The sequence below is a fragment of the Gordonia rubripertincta genome (genome assembly GCF_038024875.1).
Classification (GTDB): Bacteria; Actinomycetota; Actinomycetes; order Mycobacteriales; family Mycobacteriaceae; genus Gordonia; species Gordonia rubripertincta.
The window spans coordinates 4,835,695-4,853,778 of sequence record NZ_CP136136.1 but is presented as its reverse complement, the minus strand read 5'-3'; the positions used below and the strand labels follow the sequence as shown (position 1 = coordinate 4,853,778).

Genomic DNA, 18,084 nt, shown 5'->3' with positions numbered 1-18,084 from the left:
GGCCGAGTCATGCCGCGCGGCACCCGGGTGCTGGTGAGCCTTCTGGCGTTGGCGATGGTGTTCGTCGCGGGCTGTGGTGGCGGATCGACCGACGAGCCCGGCGGAGTGGACATCTCCAGTGGCGACCGGCACCTCGACCTGGTCGCCTACGCCGTCCCCAAGATCGGCTTCGACGAGATAATCCCGGCATTCCGCGACACCCCCGAGGGCCACGACATCGGCTTCTCGGCGTCGTACGGCGCCTCCGGCGACCAGTCGCGCAAGGTGGCCCGCCGTGTTCCGGCCGACGTCGTGAACTTCTCCGTCGAGCCCGACATCACCCGATTGGTCAAGGCGGGTCTGGTCGACGAGGACTGGAAGAAGCAGGCACCGAACAACAGCACCCCGTTCGGGTCGGTCGTCGCACTGGTGGTCCGCAAGGGCAACCCGAAGGGCATCCGCGACTGGGACGATCTGCTGAAGCCCGGTGTTCAGGTGGTCACCCCGAATCCCGGCAGCTCCGGCTCGGCGAAGTGGAACCTGCTCGCGCCCTACGCCGCGATCAGCAACGGCGGCCAGGACTCGCAGGCCGGCCTGGACTACGTGGCCGAACTGGTGCGCGATCACATCAAGGTGGTGCCCAAGTCGGGTCGCGAGGCCACCACGGCGTTCGAGCAGGGTCAGGGCGATGTCTTGATCAGCTACGAGAACGAGGCGATCATGCTCGACAAGGCCAACGCCGGCGCCGGTCCGAACAGCCAGGTCGAATATGTGATCCCCCCGCAGACTTTCAAGATCGAGAATCCCGTCGCGGTCGTCAAAACCTCCGACGACATCGCCGGCGCACGCTCCTTCGTTGACTTCCTCTTCACCCCGGAGGCGCAGCTGATCTGGGCCGAGCGGGGCTTCCGGCCGGTGGACCCCGCGGTCATCGAGGCGACCCGGGATCTCTTCCCTGGCGACATCGCGAAGCTGTGGACCATCGCCGAGCTCGGCAAGGTGCTCGGGAAGGGCACCGCCGAGGACAACGACGGCAAGGACCTGACCGGCTGGAAAGCCGTCGACGAGGCGCTGTTCGGCAAGAAGGGCGCCATCACCAAGATCTACGACTCAGGGGGTAAGCAGTGACCTCGGTCGACTCGACGGCCACGGAGACCGGGACACCCGTTCCCGACTCCCGGCCGCCACGCGGGTTCCTCGGACGCTCACGCACCTTCGCCGGTGTGAGCCCGATGACCATCGGCGTCGCCTGGCTCTGGCTCAGCGTCATCGTGCTGCTGCCGCTGGCCGCCATCACGGTGCAGTCCTTCGAGGACGGTTGGAGCGGCTTTTGGGAGGCGATCTCAGCGCCCGCCGCGGTGGACACCATCTGGATCACGGTGCTCGTGTCCGTGATCGCGGCGTTGATCAACGTCGTCTTCGGCACCCTGATCGCGTGGGTGCTGGTCCGAGACGAGTTCCCCGGCAAGGGGGTCGTGAACGCCATCATCGACCTGCCGTTCGCGTTGCCGACGATCGTCGCCAGCCTCGTGCTGCTGTCGCTGTACGGGCCGAACAGTCCCATCGACGTCCAGCTCAACGCCACCAAGCCCGCACTGGTGATCGCACTGACCTTCGTCACCCTGCCGTTCGTGGTGCGCCAGGTGCAGCCGGTCCTCATCGAACTCGACGTCGACGTCGAGGAAGCGGCAGCGGTACTGGGCGCGAACAACGCCACGATCTTCCGCAAGATCGTCCTGCCGGCCCTTCTCCCGGCGATCCTGACCGGCGCCGGCCTGGCGTTCACCCGTGCCATCGGCGAGTTCGGTTCCGTGGTGCTCATCGGCGGCAACATCCCGGGCGACACCCAGGTCGCCTCGCAGTACATCCAGCAGCAGATCGAGATCGATGCACCCGTCGACGCGGCAGCGATCTCCGTGGTGTTACTGCTGATCGCCTTCGTCACCCTGCTCGTCCTGCGCGTCGCGGGCCGCCGGCAGTCCAAGAGAGAGGACGCAGACCGATGAAGGTTGCACCTCTGACGAAGTATGGGCTGCGCACCGTCGCGCTCGTCTACCTGCTCATCCTCCTGGTGGTCCCGGTCGGCACCATCTTCTACCGCTCCTTCGAACACGGTCTCGGCCAGTTCTGGGAGTGGATCACCACGCCGGCGGCCATCTCGGCGCTGCAACTCAGCCTGCTGATCGTCGCCATCGTGGTGCCGCTCAACGTGATCTTCGGGGTGATCACCGCGCTGGCACTCGCCCGCGGCCGCTTCCCGGGCAAGGGTCTGCTGCAGTCGGTCGTCGACCTGCCGTTCGCGGTGTCGCCGGTGGTCGCCGGTGTCGCGCTGATCCTGCTGTGGGGCTACGGCGGCTGGTTCGGCGGCATCGAGAGTCTCGGCTTCCGGATCATCTTCGGCTTCCCCGGGCTGGTGCTGGCCACCCTGTTCGTCACGCTGCCGTTCGTCGCGCGCGAGGTCGAACCGGTACTGCGGGAGATCGGCACCGAACAGGAAGAGGCCGCAGCAACCCTGGGCGCCAGCAACTGGCAGGTCTTCTGGCGGGTCACCCTCCCGGCCATCCGCTGGGGCCTGACCTACGGCATCGTGCTGACCGTCGCACGAGCGCTTGGCGAATACGGCGCGGTGACCATGGTGTCGTCGAACTATCCCGGTGTATCCCAGACGCTGACGTTGCTGGTCCACTCCCGCTACACCGACGACTACAACGAGTTCGGCGCCTATGCGGCCGCGACCCTGCTGATGTTCGTCGCCATCCTGGTGCTCGTGCTGATGTCGCTGATCGAGCGCCGCGCCAAGTCCCGACTCGTCGACGCCGGCGAATCCGCCTCGGGCGACGTCGAACTCACCGAGGTCGACCTCACCCCGCCGCATGGCCCCGAGTCCGTCGATGCCAAGCAGATCGTCCATCCCGACGCCCAGTACAAGGAAGGCGTGTGACATGTCCATTCAGGTGATCGGCGCGAACAAGCGCTACGGCGACTTCGCCGCCCTCGACGACGTCTCCATCGACATTCCGGACGGTCAGCTCACCTCGTTGCTGGGACCGTCGGGCTCCGGCAAGTCGACGCTGCTGCGCGCGATCGCGGGCCTCGACACGCTGGACTCGGGCATCGTCCGCATCAACGACAACGACGTCTCGCAGAAGTCGCCGCAGAAGCGCGACATCGGCTTCGTGTTCCAGCACTACGCCGCGTTCAAGCACCTCACCGTGCGCGACAACATCGCGTTCGGCCTCAAGATCCGCAAGCGGCCCAAGAAAGAGGTCGACGCCAAGGTCGACGAACTCCTCGAGGTGGTCGGCCTCGCCGTCTTCCAGCACCGGTTCCCGGCCCAGCTGTCGGGTGGCCAGCGGCAGCGGATGGCGCTCGCCCGAGCACTCGCCGTCGACCCCAAGGTGCTGCTCCTCGACGAGCCGTTCGGCGCCCTGGACGCGAAGGTGCGAGATGACCTGCGCCGCTGGCTGCGTCGTCTCCACGAGGAGGTGCACGTCACCACCGTGCTGGTCACCCACGACCAGCAGGAGGCACTCGACGTCAGCGACCGGATCGCGATCCTCAACAAGGGACGGATCGAACAGGTCGGCACGCCCGACGATCTGTACGACCGCCCGGCCAACGAGTTCGTGGCGTCGTTCCTCGGGTCGACGGTGCGTCTGAACGGCGAACTCGTCCGCCCGCACGACATCCGGATCGGACGCACCCCGGAGATGGCCTCGCCGGCCGCGGACGCGTCGCTCGACACCGGCGTGATCAAGGCGACCGTGCTGCGCGTCGTGAACCTCGGCTTCGAGACCCGCGTCGAGCTCGTCGCCGCGACGACCGGTGACGAGTTCGCCGCCCAGATCACCCGCGGCGACCAGAACGCCCTCAACCTGCAAGCCGGGGAGACGGTGTACGCGCGGGCGACCAAGGTCGCGGCACTGACCGAGGTCTGAGACCCGGCCAGAGTGCGTCAGTGATTGGCCGGCTGGAACGTGTGCTGGTGCTCGGCCTCCTCGGCGCGGATCACGTGCATGACCGCGTTGATGAGCGCGAGGTGGGTGAAAGCCTGCGGGAAGTTCCCGAGGTGCTGACCGGTCTTCGCGTCGATCTCCTCCGCGTACAGCTTGAGCGGGCTCGAGTAGTTGAGCAGCCGCTCGCACAGGGCCTTGGCCCGCTCCAGCTCACCGATCTCGACCAGCGCCGACACGAGCCAGAACGAACAGATCGTGAAGGTGCCCTCCTCACCGGTGAGGCCGTCGTCGGTCTCCTCGACCTTGTAACGCAGCACCAGTCCGTTGTCGGTGAGCTCGTCGGCGATCGCGAGAACCGTTGCGCGGACGCGGTGGTCGTCGGACGGCAGGAACCGTAGCAGCGGCACGAGAAGCAGCGATGCGTCGAGCGCGTCGTCGCCGTAGCGCTGGGTGAAAACCCCGCGGTCGTTGACGCCGTGTTCGAGGATGTCGGCCTTGATCTCGTCGGCGATCGCCGCCCATTCCCGAGCGTGGGTCTCCTCGCCGTGCATGGTGGCCAGGCGGGATCCGCGGTCGAGGGCCACCCAGCACATCACCTTCGACGAGGTGAAATGCTGCGGTTCGCCGCGGACCTCCCAGATGCCGCGGTCGGGTTCGCGCCAGTGCTTGATCGCCTCCTCGACCTGCGCCTTGAGGACCGGCCACAGGGTTTCGGGGACGGCCTCGTGGGACTTGATGTTGAGGTACACCGAGTCCAGCATCGTGCCCCAGATGTCGTGCTGCGCCTGGTTGTACGCACCGTTGCCGATGCGGACCGGGCGGGCGCCGTCGTAACCGGAGAGGTGGGTGAGTTCTTCCTCTTCGAGCGTCCGCTCGCCGCCGACGCCGTACATCACCTGCAGGGGATGACGTTCGCCGTTGGTGATGCCGGAGACGTCGGCGATGAAGGAGAAGAAGTCGTCGGCCTCACGGTCGAGGCCCAGGGTGTACAGACCCCACAGGGCGAAGGTCGAATCGCGCACCCACGCGTAGCGGTAGTCCCAGTTGCGTTCGCCCTGAGGGGTTTCCGGCAGCGAGGTGGTCGCCGCGGCCAGCAGGGCGCCGGTCGGGGAGTAGGTGAGTCCCTTGAGGGTGAGCGCGGACCGCTGCAGATGGGAACGCCACGGGTGGTCGGGGAAGGTGCCGATGTTGATCCACTGCCGCCACGATTCAGCCGTCGACCACATCTTCTGGGCGGCCTCATCCCAGTTCTGCGGTGCAGGAAACCGAGACCAGCTCAGGGCGACGAACCGGTTGTCGCCCTCGACGAGACGCGTGCGCGCCCGTGCTTCTCGCCCCTCGAGTCCGAGGCGCAGGTCGGTGGTGAGCTTGAGTGTGGGGGTGTCGGCGTCGGTGTCCCGGGCGGTGGCGATGGCTTCACCGTAGGCCGGACCCGAGTACTCCCACTTGGTGGTCCCGCGGTGGTAGTCGAAGGCCGGCTCACAGCTCATGTGCAGTTCGACGGTGCCCGACACGCAGCGCACGGTGCGGAGCAGGATGTGCTCGGCATCCCAGTCGGTGGGCGTGCGGCGATGGGTACGGGAGCGTCGGTCGTTGTCGTGCCACGGACCCATGACAAGCGCATCGCGCACGATGATCCAACCGGTCTCGGTCTGCCACGTCGTCTCGACCATCAGGCTGCCCGGCAGGTATCGGCGGTCGACGGGCACGTTGACGCCGTACGGGGCGAGGCGGAAATGGCCGGCGCTGCGATCGAGCACCGCCCCGAAGACGCTCGGCGAATCGGGCCGCGGCACGCACATCCACTCGACCGAACCGTTCCGGGCGATCAGACAGTTGGTCTCGGTGTCGGACAGGAACGCGTAGTCGCCGATGGGTGGGAAAGCGCTCCGGTGCGCCGGGTTGGTCGGGACCATGGGCGCCGGTCCCGGGACGCTGACTCGTGCGGCGTCGGTGCCGGCGCCCTGTGCGGGAGTCGCGGTCGGCAGGGACGTTACGGTGGAGTCATCTGCAACAGACATGGGAACTATCATTGCGACGGACGCTGTCCGATGCCAGTCGGCCTGAACGGGGCCGGGCCGACAGTTGATCCGGATCGGACGGACGAGGTGATGAGGTGACGGCGTTCTTCGCCTGGTGGGACGGTGTGGAGGAGTGGCTGACCGGGCTGTCCTTCGTTCCGCAGCTCCTGGTCACCGTCGCCGTGGTGATTCCGGTCGCGATCCTGATCGCCTATGTTCTCAATCTCTTGGTCGATCTGGCGGCAACGCTGTTCGACCGCCGACACTTCGCCGACGACGATGGGACCGGACTGTGAAATTGATGCGCTCGCCGGTGACCCTCGCCCTGCTGGCGTTGTTGATCCTCGTCGTGATCGCCTGGCTCATCACGATGTAGATGCCTTGGGACCTGACGGGTCTCAGCGCCCGGCGATCACCGTTCGACGCTGAGTGGCTGTGCGGTACAGGCCACAGATGCCTTCGATGACGTCGGGGTGAGCGCCGAGTGGTCCGGCGACGAGTGTCTCGTCGGCCAGCGCGTCCAGAGCCGACTCGACCCGCTCGATCAGCAGACCGGCCGACAGGAAGTACGGGCTGAGGGCGATGCGCTGCGCACCGGCGACCCGGAGGCGACGCACCGCCGAGGTGACCGCGCGGTTGTTCGGACCGAGTTTGGTGGCGAAGACCACTTCGACCGGTCGATGCAGGTACGTCGACAGTTCGAGGGCCCGGCGGCGGACGTGTCGGTCGGCGGACTCGTCGGAGGAACCGACTGCCGACAGGATCACCCCGTCGCGCTCGCCCAGGCCTGCTTCGAGCAGACGATCGGCGAGGGCCGTCGTGAACGACCGGGTGCCGATGACGTCGGTCTGATGCGCGAACGGCCGGTGCTCGGCGATGATCGCCGGCAGGTCGACCTTGTGGTGATACCCCGCCGACAGCAGCAGTGGGACCACAACCGGATCGTCACCGGGCTCGTTCGGGCCAGACGCGAGCACATCGCCGACGAGCGGGTCGTCGAGGTCGAGGTAGGACAGGACCACCTCGACGCCCGGCAGAGCGGCGGCGACGGCGCCGCGCACACGGCGCGCGGTCGCGCCGAAGCGCGGATCGCGACTGCCGTGTGCGACGAGGACGAGAGAAGGACTCACACCAACTCTTTGAGATGCAGCGGCGCGAGCGCGTCGCCTACCAGACCGGCGGCGAGGGTGTTGCCACCCTGCGGGTCGATCAGCAGGAAGCTGCCCGACTCGCGGTTCACCTGATAGTCGTCGGCCGGGATGGGCTCGGCGGTCTGCACCGAGATCCGCACGATCTGGTTGAGCTCCACCGACTCCGGGGCCTCCACGAGCGCCAGGTTCTGCTCGTCGAAGAGCGCGTCGAGCCCCCCGACGATGGCCTGCGTGGTCTTGGTGCCGTGCTTGAGGAGCAGACGCGCGCCCGGGCGCAGCTGCTTCTCGGCGAGCCAGCAGATGGTTGCGGTGAACTGCTGCACCGGCTCCGGTGCGTCGACCGCGGCGGCGATCAGGTCGCCACGCGAGATGTCGACGTCGTCGGCGAGCAGGATCGTGACGCTGCGTCCGGTGTGCGCGGTCTCCAACGGGCCGTCGGCGGTGTCGATCTGGCTGACGGTGGTCCGCTGACCCGACGGCAGGACGACGACCTCGTCGCCCACAGAGACCCGGCCGGCCGCGATCTGACCCGCGTAGCCGCGGTAGTCGGGGTATTCGGCGGTGCGGGGACGGATCACGTACTGCACCGGGAAGCGCAAGCCCACCGGGGCACGTTCGGTGAGGTTCGGGACCGTCTCGAGGTGCTCGATGAGGGTCGGCCCGTCGTAGAACGGGGTGTTCTCCGAGCGGTTCGCGATGTTGTCGCCGTGCAGCGCGGACACCGGGATGGCGGTGACCTGCTCGTCGGACCAGCCCAGCGAGCGGGTCAGCTCGGTGAACTCCGCGGAGATCTCGGCGAACACCGATGCCTGATCGTCGACGAGGTCGATCTTGTTGACCGCCAGCACCAGCTGCGGCACACCGAGGAGAGCCATCACCGCGGCGTGGCGACGGGTCTGCGAGACGACGCCGTTGCGGGCGTCGACGAGCAGGATCACCAGCTGGGCGGTGGAGGCGCCGGACACGGTGTTCCGCGTGTACTGGACATGGCCGGGGGTGTCGGCGAGCACGAAAGAGCGTGCGGGCGTGGCGAAGTAGCGGTACGCCACGTCGATGGTGATGCCCTGCTCGCGCTCGGCGCGCAGGCCGTCGACGAGCAGCGACAGGTCGGGGCCCTCGAGACCGCGGTCGACCGAGGCCTTGGTGACGGCGTCGATCTGGTCGGCCAGAACCGATTTCGTGTCGTACAGCAGTCGGCCGACGAGCGTCGACTTGCCGTCGTCCACACTGCCGGCGGTGGCGATGCGGAGAAGGTCGGGTGCGTGCCTCATCAGAAATATCCTTCGCGCTTGCGGTCTTCCATGGCGGCCTCGGAGACCCGGTCGTCGCCACGGGTGGCGCCGCGTTCGGTCAGCCGCGATGCGGCGACCTCGGCCAGGACGGCATCGTTGTCGGCGGCGTCGGACAGCACCGCGCCGGTCGACGAGCCGTCGCCGACGGTGCGGTAGCGCACCGAGAGCCGCTGCAGCTCTTCGCCTTCGCGGGGTCCGCCCCAGACACCGGGGGTCATCCACATGCCGTCCCGCAGGAAGACGTCACGTTCGTGGGCGTAGTAGATCGAGGGGAGCAGGACCTGCTCGCGGGCGATGTAGCGCCAGATGTCGAGCTCGGTCCAGTTCGACAGCGGGAACACGCGGACGTGCTCGCCGGGTGCGTGCCGGCCGTTGTAGAGGTTCCACAGCTCGGGGCGTTGACGCTTCGGGTCCCACTGGCCGAATGCGTTGCGCAGCGAGAAGATTCGCTCCTTGGCGCGCGAGCGCTCCTCGTCGCGTCGACCGCCGCCGAAGACCGCGTCGAAGCGGTTCTCGGTGATCGCGTCGAGCAGCGGGATGGTCTGCAGGGGGTTGCGGACGCCGTCGGGGCGCTCGGTCAACCGGCCGTCGGCGAGGTAGTCCTCGACCTTGGCGACGTGTAGACGCAGGTTGTGACGTTCGACCACGTCGTCGCGGAACGCGAGGACCTCGGGCAGGTTGTGCCCGGTGTCGACGTGCAGCAGCGAGAACGGCAGCGGCGCAGGCCAGAACGCCTTCAAAGCGACGTGCAGCAGGACAGTGGAGTCCTTGCCGCCGGAGAAGAGGATGACCGGGCGCTCGAATTCGCCTGCCACCTCACGGAAGACGTGGATGGCCTCGGACTCCAACGCGTCGAGCGTGGTGAAGTCGTCGGCGTCGGCGGAGACGGACATGTCGCGGACGGGTTCGGTGACGGTCATGCGTGGAGCCCACATTCTGTCTTGGCGCGACCGGCCCAGCGGCCGCTGCGCGGATCGGATCCGGGTTCGGGTTTGGCGGTGCACGGTGCACAACCGATGGAGGGGTAGCCCTCGTCGACCAACGGGTTGACCAGCACGCCGTTGGAGTCGATGTAGTCCTGCATCTGCTCGTCGGTCCACGGCGCGATCGGGTTGATCTTGACCAGTCCGAAGGCCTCGTCGAACGAGATGAGCGGTGCATTGGCACGGGTCGGCGCCTCCACGCGGCGGATGCCGGTGATCCAGGCGTCGTAACCGGCCAGACCCGCCTTCAGCGGGACGACCTTGCGCAGCCGGCAGCACTCGCCGGGATCGCGCGCGAACAGGTTGCGGCCCAGCAGTTCGTCCTGCTGCGCGACGCTGTGTTCGGGGTTGAGGTTGACCATCTCCACCCCGTACACCTGCTCGACGGCGTCACGCGTGCCGATCGTCTCGGCGAAGTGGTAGCCGGTGTCGAGGAACAGGACCTTGACCGGGTCCGCACCGAGCAGGTCGCGGTCGATGTTCTTCACGGCGAGGTCGACGAGCGCGGCGTCCTGCATGTTCGACGCGACGACGAAGTTGGTGCCGAAGGTCTCCGCGGTCCAGCGGATCAGTTCCTCGGGGGTGGCGTCGGGGCCGAGGTCGGCCGCACCCTTCGCCGCGATCGCGCGGAGTTCGTCCTCGCTGTACCGGCGGGCGGTGGCCGGTGCGGACGTGCTGATGGTCATCGGAGAGCCTCCTCGTCGGCGCGAACGGCCCACTGCGCGAACCGTTCACCCTCTTCGCGCTGGTCGACGAAGTTGCGGACCACGCGCTCGATGTAGTCGCCCAGCTCGGTGCCGAGCACCTTGTGCTGGCGCAGCTTGCGACCGAAACCGGAGTCGAGGCCGAGGCTGCCGCCCAGGTGGACCTGGAAGCCGTCGGTCTGGTTGCCGTCGGCGTCCTCGACGAGCTGCCCCTTGAATCCGATGTCGGCGATCTGCGATCGGCCGCAAGAGTTGGGGCAGCCGTTGATGTTCACGGTGATCGGCACGTCGAGCTTCGAGTTGATGTCGGCGAGGCGCTCGTCGAGCTCGGGCGCGAGAACCTGAGAACGCTTGCGGGTCTCGGTGAACGAGAGCTTGCAGAACTCGATACCGCTGCAGGCCAGCAGGTTCCGACGCCACTGGGTGGGGCGGCCGTGCAGGCCGAGCGGCTTGAGCTCGTCGATGAGCCATTCGACCTTGTCGTCGGGGACGTCGAGGACGATCAGCTTCTGGTAGGGCGTGAACCGGACCCGGTCGGAACCGGCGGCGGCGACGGCCTCGGCGGTCTTGGTGAGGATCGTGCCCGAGACACGTCCGGCGATGGGGGAGAAGCCGATCGCGTTGAGCCCGTTGCGGAGCTTCTGCACGCCGATGTGATCGATCGGGCGTTCGGGCTGTTCCGGGGGCGGACCGTCGATCAGCTTGCGGCCGAGGTACTCGTCCTCGAGCACCTGGCGGAACTTCTCGATGCCCCAGTCCTTGATGAGGAACTTCAGGCGGGCCTTCGCGCGGAGGCGGCGGTATCCGTAGTCGCGGAAGATCGAGACAACGGCCTCCCACACATCGGGCACCTCGTCGAGCGGGACCCAGGCGCCGACACGCTGGGCGAGCATCGGGTTGGTGGACAGGCCGCCACCGACCCAGAGGTCGAGGCCCGGGCCGTGTTCGGGGTGGACGACGCCGACGAAGGCGACGTCGTTGATCTCGTGGACCACGTCCTGCTGGCCGGAGATCGCGGTCTTGAACTTGCGCGGCAGGTTCGAGTACTTCGGGTCCCCGATGTAGCGACGGACGATCTCGTCGATGGCAGGGGTGGGGTCGAGGATTTCGTCGAAGGACTCACCGGCCAGCGGCGATCCCAGCACCACTCGGGGGCAGTCACCGCAGGCCTCCGTGGTCTGGAGGCCGACGCCTTCGAGGCGCTCCCAGATCGTCGGGACGTCCTCGATCCGGATCCAGTGATACTGGACGTTCTCGCGGTCGGAGAGGTCGGCGGTGTCGCGGGCGAATTCGGTCGAGAGCTCGCCGAGGGTGCGCAGCTGCGCGACGTTGAGTGCGCCGGCGTCACAGCGCACGCGCATCATGAAGTGCTTGTCCTCGAGGATGTCGATGTTCTCGTCACCGGTCCAGGTGCCGTCGTAACCCTCGGCGCGCTGGGTATACAGGCCCCACCAGCGCATCCGGCCGCGCAGATCCTGCTTGTCGATCGAGTCGAATCCCTGCTTGGAGTAGATGTTCTCGATGCGGGCGCGGACGTTGAGGGGGTTGTCGTCCTTCTTGACCTGCTCGTTGGGGTTCAGCGGCTCGCGGTAGCCGAGCTTCCACTGACCTTCGGCGCGACGCTTGGCCGGGCGTGCCTTGCGCGCCGGACGCGCGCGCTTCTCGGTGCCGGCGCCTGCTGAGTCGACGGCATGAGGCTCGGATCCCGTGCTGGACACAGCAGGGGCATCGGTGGTGGACGTCATGAAATCTCCTGTGCCGGCGCACAGGGCCGGCGTTCATTGCACGAAAAAGTGGGCTGAAACGTGCCGGCATCCCCGGAACCGGGGACCAATCGGGGCCGAAACGTCGCTAGACGCGACAGAAAGCGCTGTTGACGCGCTTGAGATCAATGTGGCGACGCGCTGCGAGCCACACCCCTGGGAAAATCACGAGGTCCATAGTGCCACGACCATCATCGCCTCGTCTACTTGGGGTTATTTTCCATCACGATGATGGAAACGTGTCTGTGCCGGCCGGGCCGGAGGTCCTACCTGAGACGGTCAATGCCGCCGGTCACACGGTTATTCCGCGCTGCGGCGTCTTGCTTCCCGGCGCCGAGGGTCTCAGCGATTTCGGTGCAGACGCGGAGGTCGTCATGATGGAACGGTGAAAGTCGACATCGAAGCACCCACCTCTGAGCTCACCACGCAGCTCGTCGACGGGGCCTGCCGAGACGTCGACCCCGCGGTGCCGTTCGGCCTCTACCTGCATGTCCCGTTCTGCGCGACACGATGCGGGTACTGCGACTTCAACACCTACACCGCCGGCGAGCTCGGCTCGTCCTCGTCGCCGGAGTCCTGGCAGGCGGCGGTGGCTGCGGAACTGGAGTCGGCGGCTCGGCTGCTGTCGCCGGCGCGTCAGGTGTCGACGATCTTCGTCGGCGGCGGCACGCCGTCTCTCCTCGGGGCGGACGGTCTGACCAGGCTGCTCGACGCGGTACGCGCGAACTTCGACCTCGCCCCGGGCGCGGAGGTCACCACCGAATCGAACCCGGAGTCGACGTCGCCGGAGTTCTTCGAGCACTTGCGCACCGCCGGGTTCACGCGCATCTCGCTCGGCATGCAGTCCGCCGCCCAGCACGTGCTCAAGGTCCTGGACCGGGTGCACACCCCGGGCCGTGCGGTCGCCGCGGCGCGCGAGGCCCGGGCCGCCGGCTTCGACCACGTCAACCTCGACCTCATCTACGGCACCCCCGGCGAGACCGATGCCGATCTGCACGCGACCCTCGACGCCGTGCTTTCCGCGGGTGTCGACCATGTGTCGGCCTACGCGCTGATCGTCGAGGACGGCACCGCGCTGGCGCGTCGGATCCGGCGGGGCGAGATGCCCGCACCCGACGACGACGTGCTCGCCGACCGCTACAAAATCCTCGATGATCGGTTGAGTCGCAACGGTTTCGAGTGGTACGAGGTGTCCAACTGGGCGCTCGACGACGCCGGTGCGTGCCGGCACAACCTCGCGTACTGGAACAGTTCGGACTGGTGGGGGATCGGTCCCGGCGCGCATTCCCATGTCAACGGGGTGCGCTGGTGGAATGTGAAGCATCCGGCGCGTTACGCACAGACTCTGTGCGAGGGTGCGTTGCCCGCCGCGTCGTCGGAGCAGCTCACCGCGGAGGACCGTCACATGGAGGCGGTCATGCTCACCACGCGACTCCGCAGCGGCCTCCCGGACCGGCTCCTCGACGACGCCGAACGCGCGAACGCCGAAAAGCTCTGCGCCGACGGCCTGCTCGCCCCGGCCGGGGATGCCCACGTGCTCACCGACGCCGGCCGGCTTCTCGCCGACGGGGTGATCCGCCGCGTGCTCTGGGGTTAGGCAACGCGCACAGGTCCACCCCTTTTCCGTGAACCCGGCCCCGCGCCGGCCGGTGGATTCACGGAAAAAGGGTGGGTGTGCGGACTACCAGGGTCGCTCGGGACGCGGCGGACTCGTCCAGCCGGTGGACCGGCGGCCTCGACGATGCACGCCACCGCCGCTGTGGGGGTCGGGAGCGCTGCGCGGCGGCCGGACCGGTTCGGGCGGGACGTCGACGACGCGGGGACGCGCCGGGATCTCGGCGGTGTCCTCGAGCTGTTCCTCGAGAGCGCGTGCCCCCTCGGAGAGGTCGAGGGCGTCGAGATCGAGGGTGCGGGCATGGATGATGTTGCGGTTCCGCAGCGCCGAGCGCACGGCACGGTGCAATCCGTCCTCGAGGTAGAGCTCGCCCTCCCAGCGGACCACGTGCGCGAACAGGTCGCCGTAGAAGGTCGAGTCCTCGCTCAGCAGCTTGTCCAGGGCCAGCACCTTGGTCAGCGTCGTCAGCTGGTCGAGTCGCAGCTGGCGGGGAGGGATCTTCGCCCAGCCGCGCGCCGACAGCTTGTGGTCGGGATAGGGCCTGCCCTCCCGCACCCCCTTGAAGATCATGGAACTCCGCGCCGGTTTCGTAGTATGGAAAGTACCCAGTATGGGACGTAACCCAACTCTATGGCCCAACTCCATGGACCGGGACTTGGATCAGGAGGTGTACCGCGTGTCCACAACGGATGACCGTCGATTCGAGATCCTCCGCGCGATCGTGACCGACTACGTCGAGTCGCAGGAGCCCATCGGATCGAAGGCGCTCGTCGAACGGCATCAGCTCGGGGTGTCGAGCGCGACCGTCCGCAACGACATGGCGGTACTCGAGGCCGAGGGGTACATCACCCAGCCGCACACCAGCTCGGGTCGTGTCCCCACGGACAAGGGCTACCGGATGTTCGTGGACCGCATCAGCGAGATCAAGCCGCTCTCGTCGGCGGAACGACGCGCCATCCTGTCGGTGCTCGACTCCGGCGTCGACCTCGACGATGTGCTGCGACGCTCGGTGAAGCTGTTGGCCCAGCTGACCCGCCAGGTGGCCGTCATCCAGTACCCGGTGCTGTCGGCGGCGCGTGTCCGGCACCTCGAGGTCGTCTCGCTCTCGCCGTCGCGGCTGCTGCTCGTCGTGATCGTCGACAACGGTCGCGTCGAACAGCGCATGGTCGCGCTGAACGAGGACCGCGACGAGGAGGACATCGCACGCCTGCGGGACATGTTCTCCGTCGCGCTGCACGGCCAGCGACTCGAGGAGGCGTCGGCGGCGGTGGCCGAGCTCGCCAACTCGGCACCCGACGACATCCGCGGGGCGGTCCTCAACATCGCGACGGTTCTCGTCGAGACCCTCGTCGAACGGGGCGACGACCGTCTCGTCCTCGGCGGCACGTCCAACCTGGCGCGGTCGGCGGCCGATTTCACGCCCGTCGTCGGCGGCATGGACACGGTCCTGGAAGCCCTCGAGGAGCAGGTCGTCGTGCTCAAGATCCTCGCCACGACGCAGGACATGGGCCAGGTCACAGTGCAGATCGGGGAGGAGACCCAGACCGAGAACCTGCGTGGGACCTCCGTGGTGTCCACAGGGTACGGTGCATCGGGAACCGTGTTCGGCGGCGTCGGTGTGCTCGGCCCCACACGGATGGACTACCCGGGAACCATCGCCTCGGTCGCAGCCGTTGCCAAATACATCGGTGAGGTGCTCGCCGAACGATGACCGCCACCCGGCGGCGGAGGTCGGGCGAGAGCCGGAACCGGTCGTCGGCAGAATTGGATGGTTCCACTGCGTACCGCGCGGTCGCGTGTCCACTCCGAATAGGCATGCACCGCGTGGGCACAGACTGAGACCGCTTGGGTACCAACTGAAACCGAAGGATCACTACAACCGTGGCACGTGACTATTACGCAATCCTGGGTGTGGCGAAGGGTGCCAGTGACCAGGAGCTCAAGCGCGCCTACCGCAAGAAGGCACGCGAACTGCATCCCGACGTCAACCCGGGCAAGGAAGACGAGTTCAAAGAGGTCAGCACCGCCTACGAGGTGCTGACCGATCCGGAGAAGCGTCGCATCGTCGATGCCGGTGGCGACCCCCTCGCGGGCGCGGGCGCCGGTGGTTTCGGCGGTTTCGGTGGCGGGGGCGGTGGCTTCGGCGACGTCTTCGAGGCCTTCTTCGGCAACGGCGGCGCCTTCGGCGGAGGCGGCGGATTCGGGTCGGGGCGTGGTCCCCGCTCGCGCGTTCAACCGGGTGAACCCGCGCTGGTCAACATCAAGCTCGATCTCGCCGAGTGCGCCAAGGGCGTCAACAAGGAGATCACCGTCGACACCGCGATCCTGTGCGACGCGTGCACCGGTTCGGGAACCAACGGCGACAGCAAGCCGGTCGCCTGCGACACCTGTCATGGCGCAGGCGAGATCCAGTCGGTGCAGCGGTCCTTCCTCGGTCAGGTGATGACCGTCCGTGAGTGCCCCACCTGTCACGGCGTCGGCGAGGTCATCCCCGACCCCTGCCACAAATGCGGCGGCGACGGCCGGGTTCGTTCGCGTCGCACCATGACCGTCCGCATCCCGGCCGGCATCGAGAGCGGTATGCGGGTCCGGCTCAGCGGCCAGGGCGAGGTCGGTCCCGGCGGCGGCCCGGCCGGCGACCTCTACGTCGAGGTCACCGAGCGTCCGCACGAGGTCTTCCTGCGCGACAAGGACGACCTGCACTGCACCCTGAAGGTCCCGATGGTCGACGCCGCGCTCGGCGCCGAGTTCGACGTCGAGACCATTCTCGGAGACCCGGTAACCGTCAAGATCGACCCGGGCACTCAACCCGGTCAGGTGGTCAAGCTGCGCGGCCAGGGCATGCCGCACGTCAGCTCGGGGGTTCGCGGCAACCTGCATGTGCACCTCGACGTGGTCGTCCCGACCAAGCTCGACAACGCCCAGACCGACGCCCTCAAGAAGCTCAAGAAGGTGGCGCAGGACGAGATCGAGGTGGTCAACACCTCGGCCGCGGCCGCTCCGGGCGGACTCTTCTCACGACTGCGCAACGCGTTCGCAGGCAAGTGAGCCCACCGCTTTTCTGGGCGGACTCCGTCCCCGCCCCGGGTGCCGACCTCATCCTCAGCGGGCCGGAAGGCCGGCATGCGGTGACGGTCGCGCGCCTCGGGGTGGGGGAGCGCATCCTCGTCGGCGACGGCGCGGGATCGGTGGCCGGATGCGAGATCCGGGAGATCGCCGGCAAGGACACCCTCGTCGCGTCGGTGCGTGAGTTCTCGTTCCAGGCGCGGCCCACCCCGCAGGTGACCCTCGTGCAGGCGTTGCCCAAGTCCGAGCGATCCGAACTGGCCGTCGATCTGGCGACCGAGGCCGGCATCGACGTGATCGTTCCGTGGCAGGCGATGCGCTGTGTCGCACGGTGGACGGGCAAGGCGGACAAGGGAGTTGCCAAGTGGCGGGCCGCGGCGTCGGCTGCCGCGAAGCAGAGCCGACGACCCTGGATTCCTGAGGTCACCGACCTCGCCACCACCATCGACGTTCGTGCGCGGTGCGCAGACGCGGTGGCCGCGGGTGGTGTGGTCGCGGTGCTGCACGAGGAGGCCGCGCGGCCCCTCGCCGAACTGCTGCTCGCCGATGCGAGCGAGATAGTGCTCGTCGTCGGCCCCGAAGGCGGACTCGACGACGCCGAGGTCGCCGACCTCACCGCGCTCGGCGCCCATCCGGTGGTGCTCGGTCCGGAGGTGCTGCGTACCTCGACCGCGGGTGCGGTGGCGCTGGGTGCGATCGGCGTGCTGACCGGACGGTGGTCGCGATGAGTGGCGTCCGACGCTGCGCCGTACGACGCACCAAGATCGAATACGGCAGCGAGCCTTCGCAATTCGGCCACCTCTACCTTCCTCGAGAAGGCCTCGACCCGGCGACGCCGGCCCGGCTGGTCGTCCTGGTTCACGGCGGGTCGTGGGCGGTGGAGTACGGCTCGACGATCCAGACCGCGGTCGCGCGGACGATGTCCGAACGCGGTGCGGTCGTGTGGAACATCGAGTACCGCCGCGTCGGGGAGCCGGGCGGCGGCTGGCCGAACACCGGCCGCGACGTCCTCGACGCGATCCGTGCCCTCGACGGTCCGGTGCGCGATGCGCTGCAGGAGCAGGACGTCGACCTCCGTGTGATCGACTTCTCCTCGGTCGGCGTCGTCGGACACTCGGCCGGTGGGCAGCTCGCGGTGTGGGCCGTCGGCAAGCTCGGTGCGCGTACCGCCTCGACGACCATCACCACCGTTGTCGCCCAGGCAGCGGTCCTCGACACCGTCTCCGCGGCGGACAAACAGTCCCTGCGCGAGCTGATGGGCCGGCCGTACAGCGAGTCCCCGCGCCGCTACGAAGAGGCGTCGCCGATGCTCGCGCCGGTCTTCGACGCGCACGTCGTCGCCATCACCGGTGACGAGGACGACCTGGTCCCCGACGTGGTGAGCCGCCGCTACGTCGACGACGCGATATCGCGCGGGCAGTCGGCGGAACTGATCGTCGTACCGGGGGAGGGCCACGAGGCCTTCGTCGATCCGCGCAGCGGTTGTGCGCGGCAGACGATCCGGGTCCTGGGGATCTGATCGACCGGTATGTCCGATCGGCGGGCATACTGTGA

At 67.9% G+C, this 18,084-nt stretch carries 17 protein-coding genes; 10 read left to right on the top strand and 7 right to left on the bottom strand.

Features of this window, described 5'->3' with window-relative positions; genetic code table 11:
* Nucleotides 1-9 precede the first annotated feature (9 nt).
* The 4 genes from RVF83_RS22085 to RVF83_RS22070 are packed head-to-tail and all read left to right on the top strand — an operon-like array spanning nucleotide 10 to nucleotide 3,917.
* Nucleotides 10-1,107: a sulfate ABC transporter substrate-binding protein gene (locus RVF83_RS22085; protein WP_174351899.1), complete on the top strand. Its 1,098-nt coding sequence runs from the start codon at nucleotides 10-12 to the stop codon at nucleotides 1,105-1,107.
* Nucleotides 1,104-1,985 (top strand): sulfate ABC transporter permease subunit CysT, encoded by an 882-nt coding sequence (gene cysT, locus RVF83_RS22080; protein WP_005199316.1) that lies wholly within the window; start codon nucleotides 1,104-1,106, stop codon nucleotides 1,983-1,985. The genes RVF83_RS22085 and cysT overlap by 4 nt, the downstream gene beginning before the upstream one ends.
* Nucleotides 1,982-2,920, top strand: coding sequence for a sulfate ABC transporter permease subunit CysW (cysW, locus tag RVF83_RS22075; protein ID WP_005199315.1), 939 nt, complete (start codon nucleotides 1,982-1,984; stop codon nucleotides 2,918-2,920). Before cysT ends, cysW begins: the two co-directional genes overlap by 4 nt.
* 1 nt (nucleotide 2,921) lies before the next feature.
* Entirely contained in the window at nucleotides 2,922-3,917 is a 996-nt protein-coding gene (locus tag RVF83_RS22070; protein WP_005199314.1) for a sulfate/molybdate ABC transporter ATP-binding protein, read from the top strand.
* A 17-nt stretch (nucleotides 3,918-3,934) separates the two neighbouring features.
* On the opposite strand, the gene RVF83_RS22065 is transcribed toward RVF83_RS22070, so the two are convergent.
* Nucleotides 3,935-5,968 carry a glycoside hydrolase family 15 protein gene (locus tag RVF83_RS22065; protein ID WP_081474342.1) on the bottom strand — a complete coding sequence of 678 codons (2,034 nt, stop codon included), beginning with the start codon at nucleotides 5,966-5,968 and terminating at the stop codon, nucleotides 3,935-3,937.
* A gap of 83 nt (nucleotides 5,969-6,051) precedes the next feature.
* Here RVF83_RS22065 and RVF83_RS22060 point away from each other — a divergent pair, with 83 nt between their 5' ends.
* On the top strand, nucleotides 6,052-6,252 hold the full coding sequence (locus tag RVF83_RS22060) for a hypothetical protein (RefSeq protein ID WP_005199311.1): 201 nt from the start codon (nucleotides 6,052-6,054) through the stop codon (nucleotides 6,250-6,252).
* A gap of 102 nt (nucleotides 6,253-6,354) precedes the next feature.
* Here RVF83_RS22060 and RVF83_RS22055 read toward each other — a convergent pair whose 3' ends face one another.
* From RVF83_RS22055 to RVF83_RS22035, 5 genes are read right to left on the bottom strand one after another with little or no spacing between them, the layout of a single operon-like run.
* Complete coding sequence (locus RVF83_RS22055) at nucleotides 6,355-7,086, bottom strand: sirohydrochlorin chelatase (RefSeq protein ID WP_005199310.1); 732 nt, start codon at nucleotides 7,084-7,086, stop codon at nucleotides 6,355-6,357.
* Nucleotides 7,083-8,378, bottom strand: a complete 1,296-nt coding sequence (locus RVF83_RS22050; RefSeq protein ID WP_005199309.1) for a sulfate adenylyltransferase subunit 1 — start codon at nucleotides 8,376-8,378, stop codon at nucleotides 7,083-7,085. Before RVF83_RS22050 ends, RVF83_RS22055 begins: the two co-directional genes overlap by 4 nt.
* Nucleotides 8,378-9,334 carry a sulfate adenylyltransferase subunit CysD gene (gene cysD, locus RVF83_RS22045; protein ID WP_005199308.1) on the bottom strand — a complete coding sequence of 319 codons (957 nt, stop codon included), beginning with the start codon at nucleotides 9,332-9,334 and terminating at the stop codon, nucleotides 8,378-8,380. The genes RVF83_RS22050 and cysD overlap by 1 nt, the downstream gene beginning before the upstream one ends.
* The gene (locus RVF83_RS22040; protein ID WP_005199307.1) at nucleotides 9,316-10,068 is read right to left on the bottom strand and encodes a phosphoadenylyl-sulfate reductase; all 753 of its coding nucleotides are present in this window, start codon (nucleotides 10,066-10,068) and stop codon (nucleotides 9,316-9,318) included. The genes cysD and RVF83_RS22040 overlap by 19 nt, the downstream gene beginning before the upstream one ends.
* On the bottom strand, nucleotides 10,065-11,831 hold the full coding sequence (locus tag RVF83_RS22035) for a nitrite/sulfite reductase (RefSeq protein WP_005199306.1): 1,767 nt from the start codon (nucleotides 11,829-11,831) through the stop codon (nucleotides 10,065-10,067). Before RVF83_RS22035 ends, RVF83_RS22040 begins: the two co-directional genes overlap by 4 nt.
* Before the next feature lie 403 nt (nucleotides 11,832-12,234).
* Here RVF83_RS22035 and hemW point away from each other — a divergent pair, with 403 nt between their 5' ends.
* Nucleotides 12,235-13,446: a radical SAM family heme chaperone HemW gene (gene hemW, locus RVF83_RS22030; protein WP_005199305.1), complete on the top strand. Its 1,212-nt coding sequence runs from the start codon at nucleotides 12,235-12,237 to the stop codon at nucleotides 13,444-13,446.
* An 84-nt stretch (nucleotides 13,447-13,530) separates the two neighbouring features.
* Here the strand turns inward: hemW and RVF83_RS22025 are convergent, their stop codons facing one another.
* Nucleotides 13,531-14,034 (bottom strand): type II toxin-antitoxin system VapB family antitoxin, encoded by a 504-nt coding sequence (locus RVF83_RS22025; protein WP_005199304.1) that lies wholly within the window; start codon nucleotides 14,032-14,034, stop codon nucleotides 13,531-13,533.
* A 106-nt stretch (nucleotides 14,035-14,140) separates the two neighbouring features.
* Here RVF83_RS22025 and hrcA point away from each other — a divergent pair, with 106 nt between their 5' ends.
* From hrcA to RVF83_RS22005, 4 genes are all read left to right on the top strand, one after another.
* The gene (hrcA, locus tag RVF83_RS22020) at nucleotides 14,141-15,175 is read left to right on the top strand and encodes a heat-inducible transcriptional repressor HrcA (RefSeq protein ID WP_005199303.1); all 1,035 of its coding nucleotides are present in this window, start codon (nucleotides 14,141-14,143) and stop codon (nucleotides 15,173-15,175) included.
* A 170-nt stretch (nucleotides 15,176-15,345) separates the two neighbouring features.
* Nucleotides 15,346-16,512, top strand: a complete 1,167-nt coding sequence (dnaJ, locus tag RVF83_RS22015; RefSeq protein WP_005199302.1) for a molecular chaperone DnaJ — start codon at nucleotides 15,346-15,348, stop codon at nucleotides 16,510-16,512.
* Complete coding sequence (locus RVF83_RS22010; protein ID WP_005199301.1) at nucleotides 16,509-17,258, top strand: 16S rRNA (uracil(1498)-N(3))-methyltransferase; 750 nt, start codon at nucleotides 16,509-16,511, stop codon at nucleotides 17,256-17,258. The genes dnaJ and RVF83_RS22010 overlap by 4 nt, the downstream gene beginning before the upstream one ends.
* Entirely contained in the window at nucleotides 17,255-18,049 is a 795-nt protein-coding gene (locus tag RVF83_RS22005; RefSeq protein WP_005199300.1) for an alpha/beta hydrolase family protein, read from the top strand. The genes RVF83_RS22010 and RVF83_RS22005 overlap by 4 nt, the downstream gene beginning before the upstream one ends.
* The last annotated feature ends 35 nt before the right edge of the window (nucleotides 18,050-18,084 follow it).

Excerpts from the sequence above, each read along its gene's own strand:
- RVF83_RS22070 (WP_005199314.1), top strand. The coding sequence starts at position 2,922 with ATGTCCATTCAGGTGATCGGCGCGAACAAGCGCTACGGCGACTTCGCC.
- cysD (WP_005199308.1), bottom strand. The coding sequence starts at position 9,334 with ATGTGGGCTCCACGCATGACCGTCACCGAACCCGTCCGCGACATGTCC.
- RVF83_RS22040 (WP_005199307.1), bottom strand. The coding sequence starts at position 10,068 with ATGACCATCAGCACGTCCGCACCGGCCACCGCCCGCCGGTACAGCGAG.
- RVF83_RS22005 (WP_005199300.1), top strand. The coding sequence starts at position 17,255 with ATGAGTGGCGTCCGACGCTGCGCCGTACGACGCACCAAGATCGAATAC.
- RVF83_RS22085 (WP_174351899.1), top strand. The coding sequence starts at position 10 with ATGCCGCGCGGCACCCGGGTGCTGGTGAGCCTTCTGGCGTTGGCGATG.
- RVF83_RS22065 (WP_081474342.1), bottom strand. The coding sequence starts at position 5,968 with ATGATAGTTCCCATGTCTGTTGCAGATGACTCCACCGTAACGTCCCTG.
- RVF83_RS22035 (WP_005199306.1), bottom strand. The coding sequence starts at position 11,831 with ATGACGTCCACCACCGATGCCCCTGCTGTGTCCAGCACGGGATCCGAG.
- RVF83_RS22025 (WP_005199304.1), bottom strand. The coding sequence starts at position 14,034 with ATGATCTTCAAGGGGGTGCGGGAGGGCAGGCCCTATCCCGACCACAAG.
- RVF83_RS22050 (WP_005199309.1), bottom strand. The coding sequence starts at position 8,378 with ATGAGGCACGCACCCGACCTTCTCCGCATCGCCACCGCCGGCAGTGTG.
- cysW (WP_005199315.1), top strand. The coding sequence starts at position 1,982 with ATGAAGGTTGCACCTCTGACGAAGTATGGGCTGCGCACCGTCGCGCTC.